We start from the raw sequence: 12,683 nt of genomic DNA, 5'->3' as shown, positions 1-12,683 counted from the left end.
GTCATCCCGCTTTACGTCGTCGTCGCCAGTGCGAAGGGCAGCACCTCCCCAGCGCCCGCCCGCCGCAGCAGGGCGGCGGCGACCGTCATCGTCCAGCCGGTGTCGATCCGGTCGTCGATCAACAGCACCGGACCGTCCACTTCGGATACTCGGGCGGCGAGTTCCTCGGACACCCGCACCGAGTTCCACAGCCGCGCGAGACGCTGGGCGCTGTTCGCCCGTGCGGCGGGCTCACCCGTCTGGACTTCACCGAGCAGCGGCAGCCTGCCGATCGCCGCGAGCCGTGCACCGAAGCTCGACACCAGCAGGCCGCGTCTACTCGACCCGATCGTCACCACCCCGACCGGCCGCCGCGCCCAGTCCCACGCCGCCAGGACCTGCACGCACGCGGTGAACACCTCGTCCGGGATCGGTCCGTCGGTCGGGGCGGCGAACAGTTCGCGCAACCGATTGCCCCAGCCGATGTCGGTCAGCCTGCCCAGCGCGCGGCCGACCCCGGCGGCCTCGCCCGCCGGGATCTTCCCGGACAGCGACACCCCCAGCGCGGACATCCCGGTCGGCCACTGCTTCTTCGGCGTCACTTCGACGCCCGGCCTGCGCAGCCGCTCCCGCGCCGCCGCCTCGCTCTCGCCGGACACCTCCGCGCTCCACCGCTGCCCGGTGCAGTTGTCGCACCGCCCGCACGGCGCCGCGTGCGGGTCGTCGAGTTGGCGCAGCAGGAACTCCATGCGGCAGGCGTCGGTCGACTGGTACTCCAGGATCGCCCGCTGCTCGTTCTCCCGCGCCGTCGCGATCCGTTCGTAGCGCTCCGCGTCGTACGCCCAAGGCTCGCCCGTGGACTCCCAGCCGCCGCGCACCCGGCGTACCGCACCGTCGACGTCGAGCACCTTGAGCACCATCTCCAGCCTGCCCCGGGACAGGTCGACGCGCGGCTCCAGCGCGGGCGTCGACAGCACCCGGCCCGCGTCGTCCAGCACGGCCAGCACCTGCCGCACCACGAGCTCGGCCGGGAACGCGAGCGAGGCGAAGTACGACCAGATGTCGCGATCCTCGACGCCGGGCAGCAGCACCACGTCCGCCCGCCGCACGCCACGGCCCGCGCGGCCGATCTGCTGGTAGTACGAGATCGGCGACTGCGGCGCGCCGACGTGCACCACGAACCCAAGGTCGGGCTTGTCGAACCCCATCCCGAGCGCGGAGGTGGCCACCAGCGCCTTGACCCGGTTGGCCAGCAGATCCTCCTCGGCCTGCTGCCGCTCGGCAGGCTCAGTGCGGCCCGTGTAGGCCGCGACCTCGAACCCGCGGTCGCGCAGGAACGACGCCAACTCCTCCGCCGCGGCCACGGTGAGCGTGTAGATGATCCCCGATCCGGTGAACCCGGGAAGGTGCTCGGCTATCCACGCCAGCCGGGCCTGCGCGGTCGGCAGCCGCAACACGCCCAGCCGCAGGCTCTCCCGGTCCAGCGGCCCGCGCAGCACGGTCGAGTCGTCGGCCAGGCCGAGCTGCTGGGCCACGTCGCGGACCACCCGGTCGTTCGCGGTGGCCGTCGTGGCCAGCACCGGAACACCGTCGGGCAATTCGGCGAGCAGTGTGCGCAGGCGCCGATAGTCGGGCCGGAAATCGTGGCCCCAGTCGGAGATACAGTGCGCCTCGTCGACCACGAGCAGGCCGGCCGACGCGGTCAGCTTCGGCAGCACGGTGTCGCGGAAGTCCGGGTTGTTGAGCCGTTCCGGGCTTACCAGAAGCACGTCTACCGTGCCGTCGGCAACCGCGTCCTGAACGGCGTCCCAGTCGGCGGTGTTGGCCGAGTTGATCGTCGCCGCGCGCACCCCCGCGCGGGCCGCCGCGTCGACCTGGTTGCGCATCAGCGCCAGCAGCGGCGAGACGATGACCGTCGGCCCCTCGCCCAGCTCGCGCAGCAGCGCCGTCGCCACGAAGTACACCGCGGACTTGCCCCACCCGGTGCGCTGCACCACCAGGGCGCGGCCGCGATCGGCGACCAGCGCCCGGATGGCGGTCCACTGGTCGTCGCGCAGCCGCGCGTCGGGGCCCGCGAGGGCGCGCAACCGCGTCTCGGCCGAATGTCGCAATGCCTGTTCGTCCACACCGACGTGCTTACCCCACGGCACCGACAATCCCCGCATCGGCCCGGGGCTACCTCCACACCAGGACTTGGTCGAGATCCTTGCGGACCAGGTCTGGCACGGTCGCGTCGTCGGCCGGGTAGCCCACGGGAACCACCGCGAACGCCTTTTCGTTGCGCGGCCTGCCCAGCACCTCGGACAGGAACCGCATCGGGCTCGGCGTGTGCGTCAGCGCGGCCAGGCCCGAGAGGTGCAGCGCGGTCAGCAGCATGCCTACCGCGATCCCGACAGACTCATCGACGTAGTAGTGCTTGTGCTGCTCATCGCCGTCGAGGTAGTAGCGCTGCTCGAAGACGACGATCAGATAGGGCGCGTCGGTCAGGTGCGGCTTGTGCCGGTCCGTGCCGAGCGGTCGCAGCGCCGACAGCCATTGCTCGCCCAGTCTGCCCGCGTAAGAGAGGCGTTCCTCTTCCTCCGCCGCCGCCCGGATACGTGCCCGGATGTCGGGGTCGGTGACGAGCACGAACGTCCACGGCTGCTGGTGGGCACCAGACGGCGCTGTCGCCGCTATCGCGATCGCGTCGACCACCACCTGTTCGGGGACCGGGTCCGGGGAGAACGCGCGGACCGTGCGCCGCTGGTCCATCTTGGCGCGCAGCGCGGCAGCGGTCCGCCGCGAGTCGTCGGCGCTCATCCGCGCCGGGCGGTACGGGACAGGGGTGTACGGCTGATCGTGCATCGGTTCCCAGGCCATGTCCCCATGGTCCGCGATCCGCGCGGTGATCTGTAATACCAACCTGACCATCGCGCGAAGCCATGACCCGAACGGGTGCACCGGGAGATCCTTGCGGCCCACGTCAGGGCTGTGCGCACACTAGTGGTTGCGACCGGCGAATCTCCGGTCGTGACCACTAGGCTTCCCGGCTATGTCGCAGGGGCGCCGGATCGGGATCATGGGCGGGACGTTCGACCCGATCCACCACGGCCACCTGGTCGCGGCCAGCGAGGTGCAGGCGCGATTCGCCCTCGACGAGGTCATCTTCGTGCCCACCGGCCAGCCCTGGCAGAAGGGTGGCCGCGAGGTCAGCGCCGCCGAGGACCGCTACCTGATGACGGTTGTCGCCACCGCGTCGAACCCCCGGTTCTCCGTCAGCAGGGTCGACATCGACCGCGAAGGCGCCACCTACACCGTCGACACCCTGCGCGACCTGCGCGCCAGGTACCCGGGCGACGACCTGTTCTTCATCACCGGCGCGGACGCGCTGGACCAGATCCTGTCCTGGCGCCAGGCGGACGAGTTGTTCACCCTGGCCCACTTCGTCGGCGTCACCCGGCCGGGGTACCACCTGGAGGACGACCACCTGCCGTCGGGCGCCGTCAGCCTGATCGAGGTGCCCGCGCTGGCCATCTCCTCGACAGACTGCCGCGTCCGGGTCGCGGCCGGTGAGCCGGTCTGGTACCTCGTGCCGGACGGTGTCGTGCAGTACATCTCGAAGCGCCACCTGTACGCCGCTGACCAGTGAGTACGGTCCTCGCGGGCGGCACGGGTACCCTCGACGGGTTGCAACATTGTGGACACCCCTAGGAGAGACGTGGCAGCGACGCCCGACGCCCGCGATTTGGCCCTGGTCGCGGCCAACGCGGCGGCCGACAAGAAGGCCAGCGACGTGATCGTGCTGGACGTGTCCGACCAACTCGTGATCACCGATTGCTTCGTGATCGCCTCCGCCGCCAACGAGCGGCAGGTCGGCGCGATCGTGGAGAGCATCGAGGAGAAGATGCGCGACGCGGGCACCAAGCCCGTCCGCCGCGAGGGCGCCAGGGAGGGGCGCTGGGTGCTGCTCGACTTCGTCGACGTCGTCGTGCATGTCCAGCACACCGAGGAGCGCGTCTTCTACGGCCTGGAGCGCCTGTGGAAGGACTGCCCGCGGATCGAGTTCGACCCGCGCGGGCCCGCGGAGGGCGAGGAGGACGGCGCCACGTGACCTTGCGCAGGCTCGTGCTGTGGCGGCACGGGGAGACCGACTACAACGCGTCCGGGCGGATGCAGGGCCACCTCGACTCCAATCTGACCGAGGTGGGTCGCAACCAGGCCAGGTTCGCGGTGCCCGCGCTGGCTCGGTTCTCCCCGGACGTCGTTGTGGCCTCGGACCTGCGCCGCGCCACCGACACGGCCACGGTGTTCAGCGAGGCCATCGGCGTCCCGCTGCGTATCGACAAGCGCCTGCGAGAGACCAACCTCGGCCTGTGGCAGGGCAAGACCAGCGCCGAGGTAGACGCCGAATGGCCGGGTGCGCGAAGACAGTGGCAGACCGACTCCACGTTGGCCCCGCCCGGCGGTGAGTCCCGAGTCGAGGTGGCAGGCCGCGCGGCCGAGGTCGTCGGCGTGCTGGACGAGGGCACCGATGAGACCGCTGTGCTGTGCGCGCATGGCGGTCTGATCACCGCGCTCACCGGGAGTCTCCTAGAGCTGCCGGTGCTCTACTGGGCTCAACTCGGCGGCATCAGCAACTGCCACTGGGTGGTGCTCGCCCGCCGCGAGGCCAGTGGCCTCTGCTGGCGGCTCATCGCCTACAACGCGGGGATCACCGGGTAAACCCGATGCCCACCGTGCTGACGTTCGGCGACTCACTGTGCTTCCACGGTCCCGACGGCCCCCACCCCGCCGACGACCCCCGACTGTGGCCGAATCTGGCGGCGGCGGCCATCGGCGGCCACGCGGAGCTGTTCGCGGGCTTCGGCTGGACCGCTCGCGACGCCTACTGGTCGCTGATCGGCGACCCGCGGGTGTGGCCGGAGCTTCCCAAGGCCGACGTGCTCGTCCTGGCTGTCGGCGGGATGGACACGCTGCCGTCGCCGCTGCCGACCTATCTGCGTCAAGGCATCCGCTATCTGCGCCCCGACAGCCTTCGCCGCCGAGTTCGGAGGGGCTACCAGGCCGCACAGCCGTGGCTGGCCCGGGTCACTCGCGGTAGGCCGGTCGCGCTGCCTGCCGCGCTGACGGTTCGCTACCTCGACGACACCCTCGTCGCGATCCGCGCGCTGCGACCCGAGCTGCCTGCTGTCGCCCTCCTGCCCGGTGTGCACCGCGCGCCCTCGTACGGCTACGTCCACACCGCGCGAGCCAACGCCGTGTCGGCGATCCAGCGCTGGGCCGACGGCGCGGGTGTCCCGCTGATCGACGTCGCCGCGGTGGTGGGGGAGCACGTGCTGGGTGGCCACGGCAACGCCGACGGCCTGCACTGGGGATGGGACGGCCACGAACTCGTCGGTAAGGCTGTCGCGGAATTGATAGGCCCTCTCGTGGACCGACAGTGAGTCTCCGGCGCGCGGCGCAGGTCATAGGTTCGCGGCGGCAGGCCGGTTAGGCTCCCGGCTCGTGCCGTTCGCCGTAGTCACCGACTCCACCGCGTACCTCCCAGAGGGCTTCGCCGACCGGCACGCGGTCCGCGTGGTGCCCCTGTTCGTGCACATCGACGACCGGGCAGGCCGCGATGGCATCGACATCGGCCCGATCGAGCTGGCCACCGCCTTGCAGGAGCGGCGGACCGTCACCACGTCCCGCCCCAGCCCCGCCGAGTTCGCCGCCGAATATCGCCGCCTGCTCGACGCGGGCGCGGACGGCGTCCTGTCCATTCACCTGTCTCGTGAGCTGTCGGGCACGTGGGAGTCCGCGCGACTGGCCGCGGCGGAGGTCGGCCCGGACGTCGTCCGCGTGGTGGACTCCCGCACCACGGTCATGGGCTTGGGTTTCGCCGCGCTGCGGGCCGCGGCGGTGGCCGCCGAGGGTGCGAGCGGTGCGGAAGTCGAAGCGGCGGCTGTCGAGGCGGCGGAGAACACCAAGTGCTTCTTCGTGGTGGAGACGATGGAGTACCTGCGCCGCGGCGGCCGCATCGGTGCCGCCGCCGCGTTCCTGGGCACCGCGCTGGCCGTGAAGCCGCTGCTGCACGTGCACAACGGTCAGATCGTGCCGCTGGAGAAGGTCCGCACCACCAGCCGGGCCCTGTCCCGCTTGGTCGACCTGGCCGTCGACGCGGCGGGTGACACGCCGGTTCAACTGGCCGTTCACCATCTCGCGGCACCCGACAGGGCCGCTGAACTCGCCAACCGGCTCGACGAACGCATCCGCCGGTCCGCGGGCTGCGTCGTCTCTGAATTGGGCGCGGTTATCGGCGCGCACACAGGCCCAGGAGTCCTCGGGGTCATCGTCTGCCCTAGCCGCTGACCTCTAGTTTGTCCACATACCCGAAATCCATCCACAGGTTCGCGGCCCTCCTCGCAAAGCCCGCCCCGGCTCCCTAACGTCGAATCCATGTTCGACACCACAAGCCGCCGCGCGGCCCGCATCGATGACGTTCTCGACCGCCTGAGCAAGATCGCGGGCCGCCCCTGGGACACCCCCGCCGCCGCCCCCTCTCATCGCGGCCAGGCCACGCCCATCGCCTACCGGCTGGACGCGTCCACACCGCGCCATCCGCCAGGCACCGATCAACTCCCGGCACCCGGCCACTCCATCCCGCCCGACCGCATCACCGGCCTGTCCGAGCCGATGCCCGCTGATCAGCCCTTGCCACCCGACAAGGGCCAGTCGCCAGACCAGTGCTTGCCGTCCGAGCAGGGCGCGTCAGCCGACCACAGCTCAGCCCCGACGGCCCAGTCCTCGCCATCCCCCGCGGAGGTCAGTGTGGCCGAGCACCACCCGGGCGCGGATCTCCTCGACCTCGGCCGACCGTGGTGGCAGCGCGGCAGGCTGGGCCGCCTCGTTCGGCGTTGGACGCCTGAACCCGACTCGGACTCCGTCGCTTCCCGGACGAGTACACCGTGGTGGCGCCGTCGCCCGGACCACCTCGTCCGCGAGTGGTCTCCTGACGATCCACATCCGCCGGTCCAGCGACGCCGTGTGCCGGTCGCCTTGCTCGTCGGCCTGGTCGTCGTCGGTGCTGTCGTGGCGGCGTTCGTCACGCTGTCCGATCCTCCGACCGTCGAGGCCCCACCCGATCTCCCGGTCGCCGCGACCTCCGTCGACCCCGTCAGTGCCACTCCCGCGGCCGGTGTGGTCATCGACGTGGTCGGCAAGGTCGCCACCCCAGGGTTGCTCACCCTGCCCGAGGGTTCCCGTGTCGCCGACGCGATCAAGGCGAGCGGCGGCGCGCTGCCCGGTGCCGACCTCAGCGCCCTCAACCTCGCCCGCCGCCTGGTCGACGGCGAGCAGGTCCATGTCGGCATTCCCGTCCCCGCGAGCGCCGCCACCAACGCGGCGCAATCAGGTCCCGTGGACCTGAACTCGGCGACAGCGGCCCAACTCGACACCCTCCCGGGAGTCGGGACCGTCACCGCGCAACGCATCCTCGACTGGCGCACCCGACACGGCAGGTTCACCAAGGTGGAGCAACTCCGTGAGGTCGACGGGATCGGACCGGCCCGCTTCGACACCCTCCGCGACCTCGTCACGGTTCGCTAGGCCGGCATGACTACGCCACACTCCGCCCGCCTGCCCACCACCCACGACTGGAGGCTGATACCCGCCGCCCTCGCCCTGTGGCTCGCCGCGCTGCTCGGGCTCTTGCTCCACTGGGTTCTGGCCGTAGCCACCGGCACCGCGGCCGTCGTGGTGGCCATCCTGATCCTGATACACCGCAACCGAAAACCCGCAGCCCACCTGCCGCTGCTGCATGCGGCATGGCCGCTGCTCGCGGGCGGTCTGCTCGCGGTCTTGCCGGTCGCCGTCCGCGTCCACGGGGCCGCGACGGACCCACTGCGCGGACCGGCGGATCGAGGAGAGTCCGTGGAAATCCGGGTGGCGGTCGTCGAGCGACCCCGGCCCGTGCGGACCTCCGGCTTCGGTGGGATACGGCCCGGTATCCGGTCGGTGGTCGTGCCCGCCGAGGTAGTCGACGGAAGGGGCATCCCGACCACGGGGGCCATCCTGCTGCTCGCACCCGTGGACCAGTGGTCCCGGCTGCTGCCCGGCCAGCACGTCACGGCGACGGGGACACTCGCCCCGGCGACCGGCGGGCAGCTCACGGTCGCTGTGCTGCGGGTGCGGGGTCCGCCGTCCTCAGTGGACACGGCGCCCTCCTGGCAGCGAGCGGCCGAGGTCCTGCGCGACGGGCTTCGGCGGGCCGCGAGCGTCCTCGACACCGAAGCGGCGGGACTACTGCCCGCCCTTGTCGTCGGCGACACCGACGGGCTGTCCACCACGGTGGCGGACGAGTTCCGGGTTGCCGGGATGTCGCACCTGCTGGCGGTCAGCGGGGCGAACCTGGCGATCGTCTGCCTCGCGGTCCTGCTCCTGCTGCGGGCGCTGCGGGTCGGGCCGATCGGGGCCGCGGTCGGGGCGCTGCTCGCGTTGGTCGGGTTCGTGGTCCTCGCCGGTCCCGAGCCGAGCGTGCTGCGTGCGGGCGTGATGGGCGCCGTCGGTCTGCTCGCGTTGGCGCTCGGTCGGGAGCGGTCCGCGCTGCCCGCGCTGGGCACGGCCGTCATCGTACTGGTGGTGCTCGATCCGGGCATGGCCGTCGCCTTCGGGTTCGTGTTGTCCGTCCTGGCGACTGGTGCGTTGGTGCTGGTCGCGCCGCGATGGGCGGACGCGCTGGCGCGTCGGCGGGTGCCGCGCGGACTCGCCGAGGCGCTGGCGGTCCCGGCGGCGGCACACCTGGCGACGGCGCCGGTCGTCGCGGGTATGAGTGGTCAGGTCAGCCTGGTCGCGGTCGTGGCGAACCTGGTGGCCGCGCCGGTCGTCGCCCCGGCGACAGTGCTCGGCGTCCTGGCCGCGCTCGTCATGCCGGTGTGGCCGTGGCTCGCCGAATGGCTGGTCCGCCTCGCCGGACCCGAGGTCGGGTGGCTGATCACGGTCGGCAGGCAGGCTGCCGATGTCCCGGGTGCGGCGCTCGACTGGCCGGGCGGGTGGTGGGGTGGTTCCCTGCTGCTGCTCGTCGTCCTGGTGGTGCTCGCCGCGCTGCGGGGCAGGCGGACGAGGATCGCGGTGGCGGTCGCGCTGACGGGCGCGATGGTCGTGGTGATCCCGATCCGGGTGATCGCGCCCGGATGGCCGCCCCCGGGCTGGGCGGTCGTCGCCTGCGATGTCGGTCAGGGTGACGCGGTCGCATTGTCCACAGGGGACCGTGACCGTGCGGTGGTTGTCGACACCGGGCCGGAGCCGGGAGCCGTGGCCGACTGTCTCGATCGGCTGGGTGTTGATCGGGTGCCGGTGGTGATCCTGACCCACCTGCATGCCGACCACGTGGGCGGCTTGGCTGCTGTGTTGGCCGACCGCGCGGTGGGTGCGGTGGCGGTCGGGCCGGGCCGGGCGCCCGGATGGGCCTGGCAGCAGGTCCGCCGCGAGGCCGCGGCGGCGGACGTCCCGGTGGTCGAGCTGGTCGCGGGCCAGCGGCTCGCCTGGCCGGGTCTTGACCTGGAAGTATTGTCCCCCAGCGGAAAGGAGCGTGTCGACGAGACCGAAGTGGACGGAACGGAGATCAACAACGGTTCCCTGGTGCTGCGGGCGACCACGCGGGCGGGTCGGGTGCTGCTCACCGGCGACATCGAGCTCGCCGCGCAGGCCGACCTGTTGACCGGGCGGGTCGACCTGAGCGCGGAGGTGGTCAAGGTGCCCCACCACGGTTCCCGTTACACCGCGCCGGAGTTTCTCGCGGCCACCAGGGCGCGGGTCGCGTTGGTCAGTGTCGGTGCCGGGAATCGGTACGGGCATCCGAGTCCACGCACGGTGGCGGCGTTGACCGGTCGTGGTGCCCTGGTGGTGCGGACCGATCTCGCCGGGGACAGCGCGGTGGTGGCGGGTCCGGCGGTGGTGACCCGCGGGGAGCCGCGCGCACCGCCTGGTCGCCGATGACCACGGCCCCTGGTGGCGCGGACACGCGGTGCGCGCCACCAGGGGAGTGGTTGCCTGCGGGCGTGGCTACCTGCGGGCGAGAACCTCGCGGACGGCGGCGGCCGAGGGTGCGACGGTGGCGAGGGGGCCGACGTGGTCCTGCACGGCGTCGAGGGTCTTGAGGCCGTCGCCGGTGATGAGGAGGACGGTGTCGGCGTCGGGGTCGAGCACGCCGTTGTCGATGAGCTTCTTGGCGGTCGCGACGGTCACGCCGCCCGCGGTCTCCGCGAAGATGCCCTCGGTGCGGGCCAGCAGCCGGATGCCCTCGACAACCTCGGCGTCGGACACGTCCTCGACCGCGCCGCCGGTGCGCCGCACGGAGTCCAGCACGTACGGACCGTCGGCGGGGGCACCGATCGCGAGCGACCGGGCGATGGTGTCCGGCTTCACCGGCTTGATCACGTCGAGGCCCGCCTTGAACGCCGCCGACACCGGCGAGCAGCCGGTGGCCTGCGCGCCGAACACCCGGTACGGGGTCGGCTCGACCAGGCCGAGTTCGCCGAACTCGCGGAACGCCTTGTCGACCTTGGTGAGCTGCGACCCGGAGGCCACCGGGACGACGATCTGCTGCGGGAGCCGCCAGCCGAGCTGCTCGGCGACCTCGAAGCCGAGGGTCTTCGAGCCCTCCGCGTAGTACGGGCGGACGTTGACGTTCACGAACGCCCAGTCCTCGTGCTCCGCGGCCAGCTCGGTGGCCAGCCGGTTCACGTCGTCGTAGTTGCCGTCGACGGCAATGAGAGCGCCGTCGTAGACGGCGGTGGTGAGGATCTTCGCGCGCTCCAGGGAGGAGGGAATGAGCACGACCGACCGCCAGCCCGCGCGGGCGGCGGCGGCGGCGACCGCGTTGGCGAGGTTGCCGGTCGAGGGGCAGGCCAGCACGGTGAATCCGAGCTGGCGGGCGGCCGCGAGCGCGACGGCGACCACGCGGTCCTTGAACGAGTGGGTCGGGTTGCCGGTGTCGTCCTTCACCCACAGCGACTTCACGCCGAGCGCGGCCGCGAGCCGATCGGCCTTCACCAGCCGGGTGAGGCCGGGGTCGGTGTTCGGGTACTTGGCGACGTCGGTGGGAACGGGCAGCAGGCCGCGGTAGCGCCAGATCGAGTGCGGTCCCGCCTCGATGCCCGCCCTGGTGACGGCGCCGAAGTCGTAGGCGACCTCAAGTGGGCCGAAACACTCGGCGCAGGCGAACTCCGCGGCGAGCGGGATTTGGTGGCCGCACTCCCGGCACGACAGGGCGCGAGCGGGGCCCAGGTCGAGCGAGTTCTGCGCGGAGCGCTGGACGTCGACGGTCGATGTCATATCGAGGTATCTCCTCATCTGTCCCGTGAACGGGTCGGAGTTGGCACCGTGGTCGTGGCCCGCCCGCACGATGCGGACGTGGCTGACGCCGGTTGCCGGGGCTTCTTCGGGCCGATCCCTCTGCCCCTCTGGATGAGCGGTATTCAGTTGTGGTCCGCGCACGCTGAACCCAGGCCCGGACTTGCGCTTCACGCTACGGCACGCGTCGGCGTCGGCCCACTCGGCCGTCCACCATCCGAGAGTCGGGCAGGCCATCGGCATGGCAGGATTTCCGGCGTGAACTCGCCCGCGGTTACCCCCCCTCCGCTGCAACTCCTGCTCGGGGAGGAGGAGCTGCTGGTCGAGCGCGCGATCCGGGCTGCGCTCGACACGGCGCGGCTCGCCGATCCCGCTGCCGACCTGACGAGGCTGCGGGTGGCCGATCTCACACCGCCTGAGCTGGCCGAACTGGTCTCGCCGTCGCTGTTCGCCGAGGGCAGGGTGATCGTCCTCGATGCCGCGCACGAGGCAACCCAGGACACCGCGGCCGCCGTCATCTCCTACGCCAAACAGCCCGCCGACGGCATCGTCCTGGCTGTCGTGCACAACGGCGGCGGTCGCAAACCCGGCAAGGACCTGGTGGCCGCGTTCCGCAAGGCCGGCGCGGTGGTCGTCGAGTGCGCCAAGATCACCAAGGCGTCCGAGCGCGAGGCGTTCGTGCGCAACGAGATCCGGCGGGCGGGCGGCAAGACCGACCCGGCCGCGGTGAGCGCACTGATCGACTCGGTGGGCTCCGACCTGCGCGAGCTGGCCGCGGCCGCCGCCCAGTTGGTGGCCGACACGGCGGGCGCGGTCACCGAAGAGGCCGTCCGCCGCTACCACCGCGGCCGCGCCGACGTCACCGGCTTCGCGGTGGCGGAGAAGGCGGTCACCGGCGATGTCGCGGGCGCCTTGGAAGCCCTGCGCTGGGCGATGCAACTCGGCGTCCCGCACGTGCTCGTGGCCGACGCGCTGGCCGACGCCGTGCGCACCGTCGCGCGCGTGGCGGGTGCCGGGCGCGCCGACCCGTTCCGGTTGGCGGGCGAACTGGGCATGCCCGCGTGGAAGGTCAAGAAGGCCATCGCGCAGTCGCGCGGATGGCAGCCCGCGGGCCTGGTCGAGGCGATGAAGGTGGTGGCAGAGGTGAACGCAGACGTCAAGGGCGTCGCCGCAAACGCCGACTACGCCCTGGAACACGCCGTCCTCCGGCTCGGCCGGGCCCACCGCCGCTGATCTGGATGCGTTGCCGGAGCGAACGGTGGTCCGTTCGCGGCAGGCGGACTGGGCAGGCACGACGGCGGGGGCGCCCCCCCCGGGGGGGGTGGGGGGCCCCCCCGCACCGGGTGGGTGTGGGGGGGGGGGGGGTCAGCACGGGCGGCGGGAGGCGAGTTTGT

The 12,683-nt window shown here is 72.1% G+C and carries 11 protein-coding genes and 1 riboswitch; of the genes, 8 read left to right on the top strand and 3 right to left on the bottom strand.

Annotation, left to right across the window (positions count from 1 at the left end; translation table 11 throughout):
- Nucleotides 1-11: 11 nt before the first annotated feature.
- Both ACT4N7_RS05820 and ACT4N7_RS05815 read right to left on the bottom strand, forming a co-directional pair.
- Nucleotides 12-2,144 carry a RecQ family ATP-dependent DNA helicase gene (locus ACT4N7_RS05820; protein ID WP_444827545.1) on the bottom strand — a complete coding sequence of 711 codons (2,133 nt, stop codon included), beginning with the start codon at nt 2,142-2,144 and terminating at the stop codon, nt 12-14.
- 10 nt (nt 2,145-2,154) lie between these two features.
- Complete coding sequence (locus ACT4N7_RS05815) at nt 2,155-2,838, bottom strand: nitroreductase family protein (protein ID WP_444827544.1); 684 nt, start codon at nt 2,836-2,838, stop codon at nt 2,155-2,157.
- A 172-nt stretch (nt 2,839-3,010) separates the two neighbouring features.
- Here ACT4N7_RS05815 and nadD point away from each other — a divergent pair, with 172 nt between their 5' ends.
- The 7 genes from nadD (at nt 3,011) to ACT4N7_RS05780 (ending at nt 9,933) form a co-directional block, all read left to right on the top strand.
- Nucleotides 3,011-3,607 carry a nicotinate-nucleotide adenylyltransferase gene (gene nadD, locus ACT4N7_RS05810; RefSeq protein ID WP_444827543.1) on the top strand — a complete coding sequence of 199 codons (597 nt, stop codon included), beginning with the start codon at nt 3,011-3,013 and terminating at the stop codon, nt 3,605-3,607.
- 69 nt (nt 3,608-3,676) lie between these two features.
- Complete coding sequence (gene rsfS, locus ACT4N7_RS05805) at nt 3,677-4,069, top strand: ribosome silencing factor (protein ID WP_444827542.1); 393 nt, start codon at nt 3,677-3,679, stop codon at nt 4,067-4,069.
- The gene (locus ACT4N7_RS05800) at nt 4,066-4,680 is read left to right on the top strand and encodes a histidine phosphatase family protein (protein WP_444827541.1); all 615 of its coding nucleotides are present in this window, start codon (nt 4,066-4,068) and stop codon (nt 4,678-4,680) included. Before rsfS ends, ACT4N7_RS05800 begins: the two co-directional genes overlap by 4 nt.
- Nucleotides 4,681-4,685: 5 nt before the next feature.
- A complete protein-coding gene (gene octT / locus ACT4N7_RS05795; RefSeq protein ID WP_444827540.1) occupies nt 4,686-5,402 on the top strand; it encodes a diglucosylglycerate octanoyltransferase in 717 nt (238 codons plus the stop codon).
- Nucleotides 5,403-5,463: 61 nt separating this feature from the next.
- The gene (locus ACT4N7_RS05790; protein WP_444827539.1) at nt 5,464-6,309 is read left to right on the top strand and encodes a DegV family protein; all 846 of its coding nucleotides are present in this window, start codon (nt 5,464-5,466) and stop codon (nt 6,307-6,309) included.
- Nucleotides 6,310-6,396: 87 nt separating this feature from the next.
- Nucleotides 6,397-7,545: a helix-hairpin-helix domain-containing protein gene (locus ACT4N7_RS05785; protein WP_444827538.1), complete on the top strand. Its 1,149-nt coding sequence runs from the start codon at nt 6,397-6,399 to the stop codon at nt 7,543-7,545.
- 6 nt (nt 7,546-7,551) lie between these two features.
- Nucleotides 7,552-9,933 (top strand): ComEC/Rec2 family competence protein, encoded by a 2,382-nt coding sequence (locus ACT4N7_RS05780; protein ID WP_444827537.1) that lies wholly within the window; start codon nt 7,552-7,554, stop codon nt 9,931-9,933.
- A gap of 66 nt (nt 9,934-9,999) precedes the next feature.
- On the opposite strand, the gene thrC is transcribed toward ACT4N7_RS05780, so the two are convergent.
- Complete coding sequence (gene thrC / locus ACT4N7_RS05775; RefSeq protein ID WP_444827536.1) at nt 10,000-11,271, bottom strand: threonine synthase; 1,272 nt, start codon at nt 11,269-11,271, stop codon at nt 10,000-10,002.
- 11 nt (nt 11,272-11,282) lie between these two features.
- Nucleotides 11,283-11,410, bottom strand: a riboswitch (SAM riboswitch).
- Nucleotides 11,411-11,547: 137 nt separating this feature from the next.
- Here thrC and holA point away from each other — a divergent pair.
- On the top strand, nt 11,548-12,522 hold the full coding sequence (gene holA / locus ACT4N7_RS05770; protein ID WP_444827535.1) for a DNA polymerase III subunit delta: 975 nt from the start codon (nt 11,548-11,550) through the stop codon (nt 12,520-12,522).
- Nucleotides 12,523-12,683: the final 161 nt, after the last annotated feature.

Origin of the sequence: Actinokineospora sp. (assembly GCF_052390155.1) — a bacterium.
In the GTDB taxonomy this organism is placed as follows: domain Bacteria; phylum Actinomycetota; class Actinomycetes; order Mycobacteriales; family Pseudonocardiaceae; genus Actinokineospora.
Note: the sequence above shows the minus strand (reverse complement) of the source record. Positions and strands in the feature narration are given on the sequence as shown.